This is a genomic window from Duncaniella muricolitica (assembly GCF_910574735.1).
Classification (GTDB): domain Bacteria; phylum Bacteroidota; class Bacteroidia; order Bacteroidales; family Muribaculaceae; genus Duncaniella; species Duncaniella muricolitica.
In genome coordinates this window covers 1-18,462 of record NZ_CAJTCF010000006.1, presented here as the reverse complement: position 1 = coordinate 18,462, position 18,462 = coordinate 1, and the positions used below count along the sequence as shown (strand labels likewise).

The window sequence follows — 18,462 nt, the reverse complement described above, 5'->3', positions numbered from 1 at the left end:
TATCATGTCATTCAAAGAGGCGGTGGAGTTCAACACCTTTCCGTCAAGCAAAAGTCACAGCCACGAGTGGCATAAGGTTTCGTGCAGTCATGCCACGGCCTTGCGGATGAGTGCCATATACGGAGCCAACGGCGCCGGCAAAAGCAATCTTCTGAAATGTATTTCATTGTTGAAATCTATGGTGGGTGCAGAAAAATTAGGAGACCTGGCATTGACGGATGACCTGTATTTCCGTCTTGACGAACAGGGAAAGACAAGACCATCCGAGCTTGCGATTGAGTTCTTCGCCAATGGCAGGATATTCTACTATCACATTGTTTTCAACAGACAGGAGGTTGTAGAAGAAGAGCTGATGATCAGTCAGAAAAATAAGGATATACCTATATTCAGTCGCAAAGATAATGACGTGAATGTTCGGGCTGAATATTTGAAACCGGGAGACAAAGTAGATTTCATAGAGGTTTTCCTCGACGCTATGAACAGAATAATTCGTCCGGATATGCCGGCCTTGTCCTTTTTCGGTCATTATTACCCTGAGGAACTGCCATTGGTCAAGGACGCTTTTGACTGGCTGACACATATTCAGGTGGTGCTTCCGGCAATGCGTATCGGCTATCTTCCCCATGTTCTTGACGGAGACAGTGACTTTGCAGACCTTGTGAACAATGTGATACCCGAGCTGAAGACCGGCATATCAAGGCTCACTGTCAGCAAAGAGGTCATCAATGAAGAGGAGATACGTGGGAACTCGGCCATATCGAAAGCGCTTGCAGCTGCAAAAGAAAAGCCGGGCAAGCCTCAGATGCTGATGGAAACCCGAAACGATGAGATTTCCAATATCGTTGTAGAAGACGGCATTGCGTATCTCAAAACTCTCGTGGCGATACATGCCGATGCCAATGGGCGTGATGTGGAAATGAACATGACTATGGAATCGGACGGAACGAGGCGCCTCATAGAATACATGCCATTGCTGTATGCTGTTCTTAAAGGGGACAATGTGTTTGTGGTTGACGAGATAGAGCGAAGCATACATCCGATAATGATTAAAACACTTATGAGCAAAATCTCGGAAAACCGGGAAGCACGCGGACAAATCATTTTCACAACCCATGAAAGCTGCCTGCTCGACCAGTCCATTTTCCGCCCTGACGAGATATGGTTTGCCCAAAAAGATGTAAATCAGTCAACACAGCTTTATCCCCTAAGCGACTACAACATACACAAGACCGCCAATATCGAGAACGGCTATCTTAACGGACGATATGGTGGTATTCCGTTTTTGTCAAATCTCTCTGATCTGAAATGGTAATATGATAACACGTCGTAAGGATTACAGCAAGCAGGCCCCCTCAAGAAATGCCAGTAAGATATATATAGTCTGCGAAGGTGCCTAGACAGAGAAAAACTATTTCGGATTCTTTGAGGGTTTGTCATCAAATCTTGAGCTTATAGTGATACCTCCGGAAGAAGGCACTGACCCGTTGAAACTTATGGAGTTGGCACATCGTGAACTACTGGACGAAACAAGGACTCATACACTGGATTTCATGCAAAACGACAAAGTGTGGTTTGCCATAGATACCGACACATGGGAAGATGAGGGCAAGATTCAGCCATTACGGGATTTCTGTGCGTACCAGAACAGCCATATATCAGACAAGTATGATGAAGTCAAGCCATATCCGGCCTGGTGTGTGGCTCAAAGTAATCCTTGCTTTGAAATATGGCTATACTATCATCTGTATGATACTGTACCGGATATTGAGGATATAAAGAGACATCCATCGGTCAAGGCATTTGTCAACCATTGCATTGCCGGCGGCTTTGACTATCAGAAGGACCAGGCAAGACTGAAGGATGCCATAGAGAATGCCGAAAAAGTGTTTAGTCGGAAAGACAACGGGAATCCTGAATTATTCTCAACTGAACAGTATCTACTTGGAAAAGAAATATACGGATTCGTAAACACTGAATTACAAAAACTGCGGAACAAATTAGGTTGAAAGTGTCCGGTAGAGGATAAGACCTCCACAAGATACCCCACAAGTTAAGCGGCCAGGCGAGAACCTGACCGCTGAATTTATAATATATATGCCGCAATAAGCAGCAGATGAACAGGATAAATAGCATAGAAAGCATACTTGGCTGTCCGGCCACGGATAAATCCCCGTGTGCCGTCATAGAGGAATATGACAGCTCCGGCAAGGATGGCACCTGTCAGTCCGTAATGAGCCATAAGGGGGATGGTGAAGATGATCTGCAACAGTGCCTGCGAGGGAAAACAGATATGTTGTCTTTCGAGCCACGGCCTGATAGTGCGGTAACGAAGGATATAGAAAAGGACTATCATCAAAACCCCTCTCCAGTCATAATCCGTTTTCAACCACCATGCGGCAGCCGCCGTCAGCGCCACAGACAAAAACGCAATCGGTCCGTGTTCGCACAGACGGTCGAACATAGTGAGAGCCGCCACTCCCAATGCGAGCGTGAACATGACATTGTGTGTGCCGTCCGCACCATTGAGCAGATACCATGGAAGCTCGCTGACAATGCCGAAACAGACAAGCATAAGGAAATACCTCATTCGGTTACGGCTGTTCGCAAAACCCTCGGCCACCAGAAAGGCGAAAACCGGGAAGGCAATCCTGCCGAAGCAACGCAACGGCTCATACAGAGCGCTGTCATGCTCCAGCAGAAAATACGCGCAGTGGTCAGCCATCATCGAGATTACCGCCAGTATCTTCAGTGCGCTACCGCTCAACCGCAGGGAGAGAGGCAGTGAAATCGGAACAGTCGTATCAATCGCCATAGCTGACCTGTTATTGTATTCCGAGCAATTCCTTTACCATATCCTCGACCTCCTGGTTGACACGCTTGAAATTACGGTTCAGCATAATCTCCTTCTCGCGCTGGTCCTGAAACGAGTAGATTTTTGGCAGCTCGACATACCTGCTTTCCTCCTCCTTTATACGTGCCATATCGAAATGTGTCTTGCAGAAATACTTGGTAGTCTTGAACTCGTCCGACTGCTCGATGTCGAAATGCGACAGCATGCGGTCATCGGTGGCCGTGAAATCACGTGCCGCCTGACCTGCAAGCCAGCCGGTGGCCATGTCCGCGATCTTGGCTGCCGGAACGAGGTAATCCATCTTCTCTGAAATCGAGGTCGAGACCTTGGAATCATTGATGGTTATGGAGGTGGAAGTCTGCTTTGCCTTGCCGAACACATCATTCTGCGCCCACTCCAGAGTCTCCTTGTTACGGACCGCGCCCATGAAAATATTGCCGCAGGTTGTTATGATTTTCTGCATACCCACCTTACCGTAGTCGCTTTCAAGCTGCGGAAGCTCCTGAAAACCGAGAGTTACGGCTACCTTGTTGCTTCGCGCCGTACCTATGAGCCGGTCAATCTTATGGAAATACAGCGTAGGCAGCTCATCGACGATAATGCTGACCGGGATATTCCCCTTGGAGTTGACTCGGGTAATGAGGCGGTTGAGCACAAGGGCGTTGAGCGAACCGATTACCTGTTCTTTCTCGGGGTCGTTGGCAATCACGAGATAGCTCGGATTTGCCGGGTCGGAAATCTTCAGGTCAAAATCGTCGCCGGTAAAAACCCAATAGGCCTCCGGGGAAACGAGACGTGCGGCGTTGACACGGAGTGTGCCTACCATACCTTCAAGCTGGTCGTTCGCCTTGTTCTCGTATGCGCTCTTGAAGGGAGCCATCAGCGAGGCTATCTTGTCGTCCATCATAAGAATGTCGAACACTTCCGAATACTTGCGTCCGAGGAACGACAGCACATGAGGCATGTCCGAATATTCTCCGGTCACAGTGTCCGGTTCCACCTCGTTGCCGTTCTCATCCTCATACCAGCAGCGGTCGATAAGTATAAGTTTGCCCACACGGTCGATATAGGAAAACTTGTTAAGGTCAACAAACATCCTGTCCTCGTCGGTGGATACATCCTTGCCGAGCCGGTCAACGAAATCGAGTACCACGTTACCTTCAGCGTCTATGGCATTATAGTCATCCCAGTTCCTGATAACCAGTTCGAGTTTCTTTCCCTCATGGAGAATAAAGCGTTTGAGCTTCTTTCCTTTGAGGAACCCCGTCGGGTGAAAGTTAACGAAGAAATATATGATAGCCGCAAGGAAATTCTCGGCAGAGTTTGTGAAGAACGCCTCCGAGCCTCCCTTTTTCTCGCCGCCACCTTTATTGAGGGAAGCGAGCAGAGTGGCCGCAGTCTCCGAGGCGGCGGCAAGGTCGGGAATATATTTGCGTTGAATGGGATTGATACGATTGGAATATTCGACATCCGTGAAATTCACGATGCGGAAACAGCACCCCTCGGGAAGATTGCCATAATGCCTGTTCTTGCAGAACTGATAGAAAAGCGTTTTGGCAAGTGTCGGGAACTTGTAGTCATATACCATCATGGCAAAGCCCTTTGCGGAGTGCTGTCTGATGAACGGGTCAATGATACCGAAGGACTTACCCGAACCCGGCGTACCCAATACAATCGTTCCTCGGAATGGGGTACATAGTTTTGGAGTAATTGTCTGATATTCAGACTTCGCTAAATGGAATTTTGGGGAATTGTGGGTCTTTCCACAGACGGTCGATGCGGTTCTCATACCAATCATTTTCTTTTGGGTCGTATGCCACAACGAAAACACCATTGCTTGTGATGTGAAGACGTGGAGAGTGCTTGGCAATCTTCGCGTCATCGCGCATAGCGTTGATGACATCGTACATCTTAGAGCAATCGCCGTCGAGAGTATTGACAACGGTTTCGCGATATGCGACAAGATTCTTGATAAGGACTGTCTCGCCATCTTTAGCAAGATTGCCGGGGCCGTCCTTGGTACGGCGTATCTGACCGTCGCCATATCCGGCGAAGATGCGCAGGAGGTCGTAAATGAACTCCGACGCCGAAGTGCCGCCATGACCAAGCTGCTCCAAAGCTTCGGTAGCCTGCACCTGTGAATATGATTTGGCTTTCTTTGCCATATTTTTACGCGACTTTGCCGGTTTCGATTTCGGATTTGAGGAATTGGAAGATATATACTGCGCCTTGGTAGTAGAGGCCACATTCGGGGTCATTGAGCTTGGCGAAGGTGGTTGATGAATATAGTTCGTCGAGAGCGCGGTGTATGTCCCAGCCATATTCTGCCATAAGCATCTCGGCAAGTTCTGCCGCAAGGCATTCTATTTGAAACTGTATGTCTTGTGTCATAATTCGATGCGTTTTAAGAGTTGTATGGCTTTGGGTGTGCCGAAAAAGTATTGTACAGCATGGTCGCCCTTGAATCTCAGTTCTTCGACCAATGCAGATGCCGACAGATAGCCCATTATGAAACGGCGAATCTGAACGCCAACAGTATCATCGGCAATAGGCCCGATAACAATGTCGTAGGGATGAGCCGGAATGTCGGAGTTGTTCTTGCGGTTCATCACCACAAATTCCGCCCATTCTTCGGAATAGTCAGGGAAAATCTTTATGTTAAGCCCGTTATTTGCAGCCTCGTCTTCATCGAACTCAAAGCACGATAAAGTGGCAGCTCCTTCGTTGAGAAATCGGGTTGTCCGGACTGCCATTTCCATAGCTTGGTTGGGATTGGCATTGAGATAGAAGCCCTGTCCGAAATCCTTGCCACGCTTACTGCGTGAGAGGTCAATATGCTCAATGGCTACGTTTGACCCGTGATAGAGGCGTATCATATTTTCCCTCCTTCCCGTTGGCAAATGACCTGAAGGTCTGAAACAGCGTCATCAATGGAAAGGGTATGTTCGGCAGCATAGCAATCAAGAAGGAAATCTATGCCTGTGAAACGGCGCAGATATGCGTAGGCCTGCATATTGGAGAGATTATATCGCTGTGCGAAAGCTCCGACACATGCCACTACATATTCAATTCTGTCAAATATTTCTTTCTTGTCCATGACTATGCTTTATTGCTTACGATTAAGTCTTTAACATCAATATCAAGTAACTCTGAAATCCTCACAAGCGTATCAAGGGAGGGCTGCATCTTGTTGGAACACCATCGGGAAACCGTAGCTTCATTTTTACCGACTTGCTCGGCAAGCCATTTGCCGGTTTTACCGTTCTCAACTAACGCAATCTTTATCCTGTTTATCTTCTGTGATTCCATTTCACTTGTTTTGCTTACTGATTACAATTCTTTGATGTTAAACGCAAAGTTACATATAAAATCTGAGATTACAATCAAAACAAAGATAAATTTTGCAACTACCGACAACGATGTCAGACAATTATAGACAAAACGCCGCCGAGAGCCACCACCCTCTCGGCGGCGTTGGAATTAGTCTTCGGATGGGTTGAAGTAGAGGAAAGTCTTGTCGAAATCGTCTTTTTGCTCCCATTAGCGGATTACGTCTTTGATGCTGTCCTGCTCATGGGACGATCCTGTGAAGAAATCCTTTTCGTGATTCAATAGGAGTTGAAGTTCTTTTTCGCTCTTGTAGAGTGTACGCTCTCTGCGGTAGAGCCATTCGGCTTCGATAAGTCGGCTGTTCTGATTCAACAGATAGAAGAATCCGTAGCCGAAGCCTCCGGCGGCGAGAAGTAGAACCGCAAAGATGGCATAGACCCAATGTGGGGTAGCACGCCACCATTGCCCCCAGATTATCGACTGGGCTTTGTAGCGCATGTCGTTCACCACGTCATAGAGCTTTTTTCGCTCATCTGCAAACTCCCTGCGGAATCCTTCATAAAGAGCGTCCTTGACCTCATTGTCGCTCTTGAAAGCCGAGCCATTTGAAAAGGCTCTGGAAGGCAGACTCGAAAGTTTTGATAAAAAAATCGCTGAATCCCAAGTAAAACAGTACAAAGGCAACGATAATGCCGATAAATATCAGATTGGCATTGAAACTACTCATGCCGCCGGTGTCTATAGCGGATTGTCGGGCAACTGCGGCGAGCGCAAGAGCAGCTAAGCCAATCCATAACTTTAGTTGCCAGTGTTCGGGGATATGTCCGTTCTTCATTCTTTTAATTTTGTGAAAAATTCATCAATTTTTATAACGAACACAACCCTAATGATGTTCAGCGACATAAAAAGTGCCACCCCGAGTTAATGGAGTGGCACTGCATACTGCTAAATGTCAATCAAGATTGCCCGATAGGAAAATGCTTTTGTTCATACTCTCTGACAATCTCTGAAACCTCGATAAGTTCGACGGCATTAGCATCTGTCGATGGAGTGTTATCCGAAATAAGAGGTAATAGTACCTCTATGCGACGGAGAGCTGATTCATATTGCTGTTCGGTTATATCCATTTTCGTTACATTTTTCATTTGCAAATATAACTCATTTTTCTGAAAACCGAGCCAATCGCATCTATTTCAGCGAAATGACCATAGATGCCTCTCTCGCTCGTTCATCGACGACTTTTGCGTAGATTTGCGTGTTTTTCACGCTTTTGTGGGTCAACATCTTGCTGATGGTGAGAATGTCTACGCCGTTGGCGGCAAGCAACGTAGCGAAGCTGTGGCGCATCGAATGGAAGGTTATCCGTCGGGTAATGCCAGCGGATTTAATCCACTCTTTCAGAGGATGATTCACCATGTGGCGTTTGAGACCTTTGAAAATCAAACCTTCCGAACGTTCACCGCAGAGTGCGAGAGTCTCATCGCTGATAGGAAGGTTGGTTTCTTCCTCAGTTTTCTCAGTACACATTCTGATAAGATAGCCTCCATCCTGTCCCATCTGGATATGCTCCCATGAGAGTTGCAGGATGTCGCTTATGCGAAGTCCGGTCATGCAGCTAAACAGAACCGCCTGTTTCAGAACGGGAATCTTACAAGGCGTAGCGACAAGCAGCTTGACATCGGGTCTGACAGTGCGGTTGACATATATTTCAGCACGCTGTCCGTTCATCGTGATACGGAGGGTTATCGGCAGCTCACCCTCCTTGTTGGCTCTTTTCCTCGCGATGAAGTTCAAGGAAAAGTAGCTTTCATTGGATAGTTTCATTTTGTCTTGTGGCTTTAATGGTATCTTAGAGAGTGTTTAGTTTTAACTGAAATTTAATTTTACAAGTGAGCTAGGAGCAATTTAATAGTTGCGAAGTCAATCATCTCTTCTGCGGATTCAGTAGAGGCTTCATAGTTTCTAGTCAATCTGCGGAAACTGTCAAGCCATGCAAATGTTCTCTCAACTACCCATCTGAGGGGTTTGGGAGTGAATCCCTTGACTCCGTCAGGCGTATTACTGACTTCAAGTTCAATCTGCAGATCTTGTTTTATCTGCTCTGCTATTTCACCTCGATAACCTCGGTCAGAGAGAATCTTTTTGAGAGTTCTCCATGTATATGCAGTCACTTGACAAAGTCTGAAAGCCAATTTGGAATCATGTTTGGACGCTGTGTCGACAGTCCTGCCAAGAATGAATCCGTTGCGGTCAACCACAATGTTACGTTTGATGCCCTTTACCCTCTTGTTTGCATCAAAACCGTTGTCGCTGTGGCGATTGCCCCATTTTACACTTTGTGCGTCAAGAGTTCCGATGGTCGGAAGTTCATTTTGTCTTCGCTTCCTTCGTATTTTCATGACAAGTTTCTCAATACAGTGTTCAATTCTTCCGTCTTGTCTCCATTTGCGAAAATGCCAGTACACTGCCTGCCATTTGGGAAAGTCTTTTGGAAGCATGCGCCACTGGCAGCCGCTAACCAAAAGATAGAGAACGGCCTCGAATATGGAGCGCAAGGAATATTTGCGGTGTCTGCAATCATTTTCAAAGAATACTTTGTTTATATAAGACCATTGACCCTCGGTCAGATGTGTCTGATAGAAGAATATTTTATGCATATTCAAAAACCTTTTTCTCCTTTCAACACTCTGATTGAGGGTTTTGTGTGCTCCTTAATGTTTAAATTGGTTTAAAACTAAACATACTCTAAATTTGTGGCATGAAAACTTCGGAAGTTTTCAGTAGTCATAATTAACGTGCTGAATATCAGTTGGTATTACGGTTGCAATTGTACTTAATTAGATAATCAAGTAAGATGGACGCAAATGGCTTTTAAATTGTTCGCTTTATTCGGTGTAACACTGGATTTACACCTGCGACTCATTTTCGCCACTCGACTTTTTCTCGAAAAATTCACCCTCCATGTCAATGTTCTTGTTAATGTTCACTCGAAATGAGCGACATTCACCATCAAGGCAAAATGATGTAAAATGCGGAATATCAGTTCGGTATGATAACAACTGGTGGAGCAAGTCGGTGTAATATTTATCTCCACCAAATCTACACCTGCCGATTTCATCATTTTTCCGCATTCTGCGCTACCCCTAAAATGAGAAAAACACCGAATATCATTGATATTCAGTGTTTTATCTTCTCCTAAAATTTAGGTTCGTGGTGCCACCAGCACCTGAGTTTCTGAATGAATACGAATGAATTTGAATGGTTGATTTAGGCAAAATACTGAATAGTAGCGCAATATAAACTGTAATGAATTTTGGGGATTTACAGATTTATTCAAAAAACGTGGTGACCTGCGTGGTGACCCGACTTGACAAATTGCGGTTTGGGTTGTTATATTTGCAGAACCAAAGTGGCTGATTGTGAACGAATGCAAACGCCGCCATTCAGAAATTTATAACATCGAAGATATGACAAAATCACCCTCTCCGAAATCATCGACGCAGTCGCTTCGTCCCGCGAAGAAATTGACCCCCTTTCATGTCCGCACCAAGGATTTGAAGAAGGACATAGCGACCCTCTTTATCCGCATCCATACCCGCAAGGTTGATGTGCTGATTTCGACCATGCTTCAGGTCGAAGTTGCCGACTGGCAGAAGGCAACGGCATCGCCTCGCGCATGGCTGGCGCATCAGAAGAAGAATTATCAGCTTCACGCCAAGCTGACACAGATTGAGGGCATAGTCAAGGCGCATCTCGCAAAGGTGAACTTTGACCGTGAGGCTCTTGACATGGATGTGCGCTTTATCTCCGAGCCGGATAAGGTGGAGGCTGAACGCCGGGCGATGGAGGAAGCCGCCGAGGCCGAGCGTAAGGCTATCGCCAAACGTGAGACGGCGAAAGAAAAAGCCCGCAAGAAAGCCGAGGAAAAGAAACGCATCGAGGACGAGAAGAATCGCCTTATCTGGCCGTTCCTCGTTCAGTTTGTCGATGACATCAAGAGCGGGGCGCGAAAGATTGGCAGTGACGACTATGCCCCCGGCACCTGCAAGGCATGGAAAAGTTTTGTCGGTGTCTATGAAGGTTTTGACCCATTGCACAAATTCGGGTGGGCGGATATTGACCGTGCGTTTGTGTCGCGCTACATCAACTATTTGCAGAAGCACGGTTACATGGCAAAGGTTGTCAACAAGCATCTGACAAATTTGAAGGCTCTTATCAACGCGGCATTCATTGACGGCGTACACGATAATCAGAGAGCGGCAGCTCTCATTGTCAAGAAGAAGATTGAAGACCGCGACAAGGCTGTCGAGATCTATCTCACCGAAGAGGAATTGCAAGCCCTCTACAAAATGCCACTTACCGGAAAGAAGGAGCATATCCGTGATGTTTTTCTCATCGGCTGCTACACCTGTCAGCGAGTGAGCGATTATAACAACCTCAATGCTGACAATTTTGAGACCACCCGCAAGGGAACACGCATAATCCGCCTTGTCCAGCAGAAGACCAAGACCGAGGTAACCATTCCCATTCTCAATGAGAATCTGATTACCATCTGCGAGAAGTATGGCTACAACATACCGAAAGCCAACGAGCAGGTGCTGAACCGCTACATAAAGGATATTCTCAAAGACCTTTCGGAGCAGTTGCCGTCACTGAAAGAGAAGGTGCAGACCAAGCTCACAATGAAACAGAAGGAGGCGTTGAGAAAAGAGAAAAAGGAACCGGAGACCGACCTCAACGGCAACGTGATTGTGCCGCGCTATGAGTGTGTTACAAGCCACACCGCCCGACGCACCGGCATCACCAACATGTATCTCAGCCACAGGTACACCATCCTCCAGATGATGCACGTCAGCGGCCACAAGACCCAAAAGACCTTCATGGACTACATCAAGCTATCCTCCGAGGAGATAGCCGACGAAATAGCTGCCATGTCCAAGAAAGAGAATGACATGTGGTAAAGGTATATATGAGTTCGTGCTCCAAAAAAATGGGCAAATGGCCATTTTTTTGGAGTGGATATTTGGAGGAGCAAAATATAATGACTACTTTTGCATTCCAGAAATCTGGTCAAATGACCAACGTTTTGGAATGGAATATGATTATTAAGCGTGACTATTATCTCAATCAACTCATTGCCAGTAAGCATAATGGGCTTATAAAGATTGTTACCGGGTTAAGAAGATCTGGCAAGTCATATCTATTGTTTCATTTATTCGGTGACTATCTGAAAGAACAAGGAACACCAGTTGATCATATCATTAAAGTTGATTTAGAGGATAGGCGAAATGCGGCCCTTCGTGATCCGGATGCGTTGCTTGCTCACATCGACTCTAAGATGGTCGATGACAAGATGTATTACATACTTCTTGATGAAGTTCAGCATGTCCCAGAATTTGAGGATGTGCTTAATAGCTACCTTAAAGTAGCGAATGCCGATATATATGTCACAGGAAGCAACTCCCGGTTCTTGTCTACGGACATAATCACAGAGTTCAGAGGTCGAGGCGATCAGATTCATGTATACCCGCTCTCTTTCCGTGAATTTATGTCAGTGGATAGTAGGCATCCAATTGAAGCATGGGCTGATTATTACACATACGGAGGACTTCCCCATGTATTAACATTAGAAACACCGAAGAAGAAAATTGACTATATTAAAAGGTTATATTCAACAGTCTATATCAATGATATAGTTGATAGATATAAGATTAAAGGAGAATCTGAACTAAAAGAATTGATTCAGATAATTGCGTCTGCAATAGGTTCTCCGACCAATCCTAATAAGTTGGCAAACACCTTCAAAAGCCTAAAAAACGTATCTTTGTCCAATAAGACAATCGATAACTATCTGACGTACCTTTGTGAGTCATTTTTAACAGAAAAAGCAATACGTTATGACATCAAGGGTAAGAAATATATAAACACCCTGTCAAAATATTATTTCACGGATGTGGGTGTCCGTAATGCAATCCTTGATTTCAGACAGCAGGAGGAAAACCACATTATGGAGAATATCATTTATAATGAATTAAAAATACGTGGTTTCCAAGTCGATGTAGGCGTAGTGGAGCATCGGACAACGGATAAAGACGGCAAGAGAATCCGCAAGCAATACGAAGTGGATTTCGTGGCGAATCAAGGTAGCCAACGTTACTACATTCAGTCGGCCTTTATAATGCCTACTGATGCCAAAGAACGTCAAGAGTCCGCCTCCCTGCTTAACATTGATGATTCTTTCAAAAAAATCATCATCGTTAAAGACTACATTAAACCCAAAAGGAATGAAGAAGGCATTGTAACAATCGGATTAATTGATTTTCTCTTAAATTCAGAACTTATAAATTGGTAGAAATATCATTTAAGTAATATCATCAGTATAATTATGACCATGACCTTAAAAGAACTATCGCATAAAAGAAAGACAGTTGCAGATTTGATAAGATTTATTGGTAATGCATCTGAAAATTACGAAGCGACAGGAATGAAAGCTCCAAACTATTCTGTTTTGTTAGGTTCTGGCGCTTCAATAACTTCAGGAATACGATCTGGTCAAAATTTGATTGACACATGGAAAAAAGAAGTTTATCAAGAAAGCGATAAAACTTCTGAAATGACTTTGGAGGAATTCTTCTCTTCTACTAATGCTCCCGATTGGTATGAGGAAAGCAATGCATATTCAGCTCTATTTGAAAATAGATATGACCTACAACGCCATCGTAGGATTTTTGTTGAGCATGAAGTATCTGGGAAAACACCATCAATTGGTTACGCTTATTTAGTAAAATTAATAGAACAGGGATTCTTCAATACTGTTTTTACTACAAATTTTGATGATTTGCTAAATGAAGCCTTCTATCGCTTTTCAAAAAATAGACCAATAGTCTGTGCTCATGATTCGTCTATTTCAGGAATAAGTGTAACATCCACTAGGCCTAAAATAATTAAATTACATGGGGACTATCTATTTGATGATATAAAAACAACCCTTAGAGAAACCGAGTCTTTGGAAATGAACATGAAAATGAAATTTCAAGAATTTGCCAAGGATTTCGGGTTGATAGTCGTAGGATATGCCGGCAATGATCGCTCTATTATGGATATATTAACGTATCTACTTCAACATGAAGACTACTTTAAGAATGGAATATACTGGTGCATTAGGAAGGGGGAACGCAATATTAGCGCAGAACTAAAAAAACTACTTTGGAGAGACCGGGTTTTCTTTGTGGAGATTGATGGCTTTGATGAACTTTTTGCGGAGATTAACCACAAACTTAATAACGGAGCACTTCCTATTGATGATGCTTTCCTTAGTCGTGCACATCAGGAAACAATTATAAAAGAACTTACAGAAAATAATAGGTTAAGTTTGGAAAATAAGTTTTTGGCAGAAGATTGTAAGAAACTTAAAGACCATTTTGAGGATAATTTTGCCAATGACTTTTTAGAGTATATTAGAAAGCAAAAGGCGGATCAATCTAAAAATAACGAAAATAGACGAACTAGAAAGCGTTTACATTTTCCTAAACTTACATCGGAAGAGCAGAAGGAACTAAATGACCTGGTTTCGGAAGCGTATGGATTGCGGCATCCAATAACTGTATTACAGAAATTGCAGGCTAAAAATACTTTTGATTTAGAGGACGGAAGATTCAAGATTGAGCTTCTGGAATTAGAAGCCGATCTTAAAAAAGAGATGAAGGATGATGAAGTACGGAAATACTTCGATGAGTTAATACGATTAGATCCAACAAATGAGCGTTATTATGAGATTGCAGCTAACCGTTCATCAGATGCTGCGCAATCATTGAGTTACCTTTCTCTTGCCAGTGAAAAGTTTAATAATGATTACTATATCATTAACTCATACGTTTCATCATTACTGGATTTTTGGGAAGATCGTGTTAAGCAGGATGATTTCCCATCTGTTGCTAAAACTATAGAAGATAATATTAATAAGAGTTTGCAATTGTTCCCTTACATTGACAACATGGCTTACTCTTATCGTGTTAGGTATATTCAGCTAGTATATGCTGATAACAGGCAAAAAATGGCCGAAGAATTAGATTCGCTGTGTAATGAGATTACTACTAAATATAAGTATCATCCGCAAACGCTTCATATTCTTCGTTTAACAAAGTCTAAAGCTCTTTCAGAAAAAAGAATAAGAGATTCGTTGGAATTTTATTCGAAAGCGGATAATGAGGCTTTTATTGAAAAGATATACATTGAGTTAGTACACTGGTATAATTGTCAAAATGAATTCAATAAGGTGCTGGAAACTTTTGAGGAATTTGAAACAGACTATATATGTTCTGATAGTTATAAGTACCTAAAAGGCAAACTTTTAATGGGACAAGAATATTTTGAGGATGCACTTGAAATATTTCGCACGTTGCCAAATAGCTATAAGGCTAATGAGCAAATAATGTCCATCCTTGCATATCAGAATAACAACGATGAACTAACAAAATTCTATGAGGGTATTCTTAATAAGGATGAATATCTCGAACACTATTATAGTCTAATCAATGACCATGAAAAATTGGTGGACTTATATCAAGAAAAATTAGTAAAAACTTCACTAACAAAAAGTGAAATTATTGCTTACGCCTTCTCGCTACTTAAAACCGAGAATTATGATTCTGTCATATCTCTGCTGAAACCATATTTTGACAATCCTCAACTTACAGATGGCGCAATAATTATTAATTATCAATATGCGAGATTAAAACGTGAGAGAAATACAGCAGATAAAATAAAGACCAAGGTTAAAGAAAAAATATTCGATAACAAGTTTATTGATTATTCTAATTTTGAAAAATTTGGTGCGGCTTGTGTTATTGGAAATAAGAATGATATTATATCTTATCTAAGTAAGATAATAAAGGCAAATCCTTTAGATAAATATATTGTCAGAGATTGGCCAATACTTGAACCTTATCTCAACGATACAAAGATAATCAATCTATTATCTCCGTCTGAAAAGAAGTTGGAGCAAGCAAAAGAGAGGTGATAAATGGTCATGACTCCTTTTTCATGGCAATGTTACCAAAATATATATTACAATCATATGTGAAATGAGCGATACGTCAATATAAGAATTCTATACAGAAAGAATATGCTCGCATTATCTTTGCGCTGAAAAGAAGACTAAAGCTGGACAGATTTCGGCAACCACTGGACAAATCGAAAAAATGATTCTTCGCTGAACTTTTTTGAACAAAGCTTTGTTAGGAAAGTTGCGGTGGCAAATTTTGCGACCATAGCGGAGCGTCAGACTGCTCTGCCGGGACGGTTGCGACCATATCCGACGCATACATATCCCACAGTCCAAGAGTGGGCTGACTCACTATGATTCGACCCATAAGGTCGGACAACTGACGCACAACCACGAAAGTGTGTGCTTGAAATTCGCAGCCGGCGAACCCAATCGGTGTGCGGGTATGAACCCGACTTTTACACTGACACCGGTGTCTATGTTCAAGCGAGATGCTTGTGGCAACTTTTGTCACACCTACATCATAAACAGGATAGCTGGCAAGATTGAACACACCGGCGGAAATTTGTGCGGATTTGGAATCCTCAAAAATTTTTGTTATCTTTATGTAACGATTGATTGAGGGCAGAGCATACCGGACGCGACACGTTCATCTTTATATACCGGGCTTGGAACGATGTTTCCCGAATGGATGCCATGCCGGACATTCAAGCGATAGCGAATAAAAAGAGGTACCTCAATCAGAAAGACCGGAACACTGTTTCCGGCATCACTATGAAGAACCTGCTGTTGAATGCGGAATGTACCGCAACGGTTTAACCCGGCAACAACTCGCCTTAAGGAAGCGATGGTCAACGGATTAAATTCGTGGCAAAACGGCAGAGGAAGAAAGAGAGGCACAGCCATGAGCTGTCATAGAGCCGTTACAGGCCTACATTTGCGACACCCGTATCTCACCGAGAACCACAGACTATAAGGCGGTGCAGCACGATGTGTGTCCATAAGTGAGCCGTAACAAGCCAATAATAAGAGAGCGGACAGCCATAATTGTGCCCGTACAGAATCTGTACGTCAAAAGCAATCAATTAAAAAGAAGAAAAAATGCGTATGCGTATGCCTTACCTTATTGCAAAGTAAGACACAACCGCCATTGTATCTGCCCCGTATAAGGAACAGATGCCTCTCATGTCGTTGCCTTTCGGCACGATGTGGGAAAGGGTGAACTACGCCCTTTGCCGACCCTGACAGGGAGGCAGCAACAACCGTCGGCTTTAGCGAAGCATAGCCGACAGCCCTTCTTATGTCCTTTCGGGGACACGTCACCGCAGCCTCTTTCGTCGCCGGGGCTGCTGGTGATGCGAGTTACTCGGCGATATAACTCTTCAAATTCATTTCCCTCAGATGAAATTGAATCTTTTTGACCTCCTTCAGGCGTCGGCACTCGACCCTGACTCTCCAAATATCCTCCTCAACGTTCACCTCTCTGACCTTCATCAGCTTGTGGTGGACACAATCGAAGCCACCCGCGAGCGTCTGCTCCCCCTCTACATGGAGGCGGAGCAGGACAGGTCAATCTCCAAGAAAGAGGTTGCCGAGCGGCTCGGCGTCTGCGAGACCACGGTCTATAACATGACCAAGGACGGCAGACTACACCCATTCAAGGTGAACGGAAGCACCCGCTACAGCCTGCGGGAAGTTAACTCTATTATCAACCCCTCTAACGATGACTGAGCCGATGGAAGACGTAATAGTTACACCTCCCGCCGAAGACCGCTTTGAGCGCATCGGCACCACCTACTACAAGATTGTCCGACAGCCAAACGCCGCCGGACAGCTCATCGAGCGCAGCATCCCGTGGACAATCGAGGCAATCCGTCAGGACTACGGCAAGGACTTTCTCGCCAACGTCCCCAAATACGACGGTTTCTGCTGTGTTCCCTCTCATCTGGACTACCAGCCGGTAGTCGGCAGTTTCAAGAACAAGTATTCGCCACTCAGCCATATCCCCGCCGAGGGAGAATGGCCGTGCATCGAATCTCTTGTGCGCCACATCTTTGGCGAACAGTACGACCTCGGTCTTGACTACCTGCAAATCCTCTACACCATGCCGTTGCAGAAACTTCCGATTCTGCTTTTGGTGTCGGAGGAACGCAACACTGGAAAATCAACCTTCCTGAACTTCCTAAAACTGCTCTTTGAGGCTAATGTCACGTTCAACACCAACGAAAACTTCCGCAGCCAGTTTAACGACGACTGGAACGGTAAACTCGTCATCGTGGTTGACGAGGTGCTGCTCAACAAGCGCGAGGACTCCGAGCGTCTGAAGAATCTCAGCACCACCTACAACTACAAGATGGAGGCAAAAGGACGCGACCGCGAGGAGGTGAGCTTCTTCGCCAAATTCGTGCTGTGCTCCAACAACGAGTATCTCCCCGTGGTCATCGACCCCGGAGAGACACGCTACTGGGTGCGGAAGGTTCCGAGGCTCACAACGGACGACACCACGTTTCTGGAGAAAATCCGCTACGAGATACCGGCATTTCTCCATGCCCTGACCTATCGGCAGCTGATAACCGCCGAGGAAAGCCGCATGTGGTTCAATCCCGAGCTACTCGACACCGAGGCATTGCAGAGAATCATCCGCGCCAACCGCAACCGTGTGGAGCTGGAGCTTGCCGAGCTGCTGACCGAGATAATGGACTCGCGCAAAATCGACGAGGTTGATTTCTGCTTCAACGACATCCTGAGTCTTTTCGGCTACCGTCAAGTCAAGGCTGACCGTAGCCAGCTCCGGAAGGTGGTGCAGGACTGCTGGAAACTCAGACCCGCCTCCAACTCGTTCTGCTATACGACCTACACCGTCGGTATGTTCCTCAACGAAGAAACATACGTCGAGACCCGCCGTTGCGGACGCTACTACACCGTCACCCAGCAGATGTTAGATAATTTATAATTTTTTCTCGTTGAAATTTGATGAACTGATGAAAAGAGAGACAGACTATTGTTTTTCAGTGCTTTTTCTTCTCATCGGTTATTCATCAACACTTCATCAAAGGATGAAAGGCAATGAAAGAAAAAATAGTGGCACCGAGAGAAAACGCAATTTCTGGGTCAAGCCGAAATGGCGGTGCATGGATTTTGAGAAAAGTGTTAAATTTGCGGTATGAAAACCGCAGATGCAATATGGATGTGCCTGCCCGAGGGCATGGACGAACTATTTGAGATGGTGCGCTTCGAGCGCACGGAACAGTCCTATGACATATGGCTTGACGAAAAG

The 18,462-nt window shown here is 44.7% G+C and carries 16 protein-coding genes and 4 pseudogenes; 7 read left to right on the top strand and 13 right to left on the bottom strand.

All coding sequences use genetic code 11. The features are described 5' to 3' along the window. The first annotated feature begins 4 nt into the window (after positions 1-4). Together QGT73_RS02225 and QGT73_RS02220 are read left to right on the top strand one after the other, a co-directional pair. Positions 5-1,312 carry an AAA family ATPase gene (locus QGT73_RS02225; RefSeq protein ID WP_280121228.1) on the top strand — a complete coding sequence of 436 codons (1,308 nt, stop codon included), beginning with the start codon at positions 5-7 and terminating at the stop codon, positions 1,310-1,312. A 97-nt stretch (positions 1,313-1,409) separates the two neighbouring features. Then, positions 1,410-2,006: pseudogene (locus QGT73_RS02220) on the top strand (RloB family protein); the annotation flags it as partial. A gap of 77 nt (positions 2,007-2,083) precedes the next feature. Here the strand turns inward: QGT73_RS02220 and QGT73_RS02215 are convergent. From QGT73_RS02215 to QGT73_RS02165, 12 genes and pseudogenes are all read right to left on the bottom strand, one after another. Beyond that, on the bottom strand, positions 2,084-2,812 hold the full coding sequence (locus QGT73_RS02215; protein WP_280121227.1) for a TraX family protein: 729 nt from the start codon (positions 2,810-2,812) through the stop codon (positions 2,084-2,086). Positions 2,813-2,822: 10 nt separating this feature from the next. Further along, positions 2,823-4,544, bottom strand: a pseudogene (locus QGT73_RS02210) (type IV secretory system conjugative DNA transfer family protein); the annotation flags it as partial. 28 nt (positions 4,545-4,572) lie between these two features. Beyond that, positions 4,573-5,016: a hypothetical protein gene (locus QGT73_RS02205; protein ID WP_280121226.1), complete on the bottom strand. Its 444-nt coding sequence runs from the start codon at positions 5,014-5,016 to the stop codon at positions 4,573-4,575. A gap of 4 nt (positions 5,017-5,020) precedes the next feature. Then, the gene (locus tag QGT73_RS02200) at positions 5,021-5,242 is read right to left on the bottom strand and encodes a hypothetical protein (RefSeq protein WP_123615796.1); all 222 of its coding nucleotides are present in this window, start codon (positions 5,240-5,242) and stop codon (positions 5,021-5,023) included. Beyond that, positions 5,239-5,727: a DUF3990 domain-containing protein gene (locus tag QGT73_RS02195; RefSeq protein ID WP_280121225.1), complete on the bottom strand. Its 489-nt coding sequence runs from the start codon at positions 5,725-5,727 to the stop codon at positions 5,239-5,241. Before QGT73_RS02195 ends, QGT73_RS02200 begins: the two co-directional genes overlap by 4 nt. After that, on the bottom strand, positions 5,724-5,948 hold the full coding sequence (locus QGT73_RS02190; protein ID WP_251621000.1) for a DUF3791 domain-containing protein: 225 nt from the start codon (positions 5,946-5,948) through the stop codon (positions 5,724-5,726). The genes QGT73_RS02195 and QGT73_RS02190 overlap by 4 nt, the downstream gene beginning before the upstream one ends. 2 nt (positions 5,949-5,950) lie before the next feature. Next, complete coding sequence (locus QGT73_RS02185; protein WP_123615793.1) at positions 5,951-6,160, bottom strand: helix-turn-helix transcriptional regulator; 210 nt, start codon at positions 6,158-6,160, stop codon at positions 5,951-5,953. Positions 6,161-6,391: 231 nt separating this feature from the next. Beyond that, positions 6,392-6,679 carry a hypothetical protein gene (locus QGT73_RS02180; protein WP_280121224.1) on the bottom strand — a complete coding sequence of 96 codons (288 nt, stop codon included), beginning with the start codon at positions 6,677-6,679 and terminating at the stop codon, positions 6,392-6,394. A 79-nt stretch (positions 6,680-6,758) separates the two neighbouring features. Then, complete coding sequence (locus QGT73_RS02175) at positions 6,759-7,016, bottom strand: hypothetical protein (RefSeq protein ID WP_280121223.1); 258 nt, start codon at positions 7,014-7,016, stop codon at positions 6,759-6,761. 353 nt (positions 7,017-7,369) lie between these two features. After that, a pseudogene (locus QGT73_RS02170) lies at positions 7,370-7,861 on the bottom strand (site-specific integrase); the annotation flags it as partial. Positions 7,862-7,870: 9 nt separating this feature from the next. Next, positions 7,871-8,005: pseudogene (locus QGT73_RS17395) on the bottom strand (Arm DNA-binding domain-containing protein); the annotation flags it as partial. A 59-nt stretch (positions 8,006-8,064) separates the two neighbouring features. Beyond that, positions 8,065-8,838: an IS5 family transposase gene (locus tag QGT73_RS02165; protein WP_280121221.1), complete on the bottom strand. Its 774-nt coding sequence runs from the start codon at positions 8,836-8,838 to the stop codon at positions 8,065-8,067. Positions 8,839-9,648: 810 nt separating this feature from the next. Here QGT73_RS02165 and QGT73_RS02160 point away from each other — a divergent pair. The 3 genes from QGT73_RS02160 to QGT73_RS02150 all read left to right on the top strand — a co-directional run bounded on the left by QGT73_RS02160 (position 9,649) and on the right by QGT73_RS02150 (position 15,200). Further along, a complete protein-coding gene (locus tag QGT73_RS02160) occupies positions 9,649-11,142 on the top strand; it encodes a tyrosine-type recombinase/integrase (protein WP_280121220.1) in 1,494 nt (497 codons plus the stop codon). A gap of 137 nt (positions 11,143-11,279) precedes the next feature. Next, positions 11,280-12,533: an ATP-binding protein gene (locus tag QGT73_RS02155; protein ID WP_280121304.1), complete on the top strand. Its 1,254-nt coding sequence runs from the start codon at positions 11,280-11,282 to the stop codon at positions 12,531-12,533. A gap of 33 nt (positions 12,534-12,566) precedes the next feature. Further along, a complete protein-coding gene (locus tag QGT73_RS02150; RefSeq protein ID WP_280121219.1) occupies positions 12,567-15,200 on the top strand; it encodes an SIR2 family protein in 2,634 nt (877 codons plus the stop codon). Between the two features lie 588 nt (positions 15,201-15,788). Here QGT73_RS02150 and QGT73_RS02145 read toward each other — a convergent pair. Beyond that, positions 15,789-16,091, bottom strand: coding sequence for a hypothetical protein (locus QGT73_RS02145; protein ID WP_280121218.1), 303 nt, complete (start codon positions 16,089-16,091; stop codon positions 15,789-15,791). 495 nt (positions 16,092-16,586) lie between these two features. Between QGT73_RS02145 and QGT73_RS02140 the strand changes: the two genes are divergently transcribed. Next, positions 16,587-16,916: a helix-turn-helix transcriptional regulator gene (locus tag QGT73_RS02140; protein ID WP_280121217.1), complete on the top strand. Its 330-nt coding sequence runs from the start codon at positions 16,587-16,589 to the stop codon at positions 16,914-16,916. A gap of 4 nt (positions 16,917-16,920) precedes the next feature. Further along, positions 16,921-18,138 (top strand): primase-helicase family protein, encoded by a 1,218-nt coding sequence (locus QGT73_RS02135; protein ID WP_280121216.1) that lies wholly within the window; start codon positions 16,921-16,923, stop codon positions 18,136-18,138. The last annotated feature ends 324 nt before the right edge of the window (positions 18,139-18,462 follow it).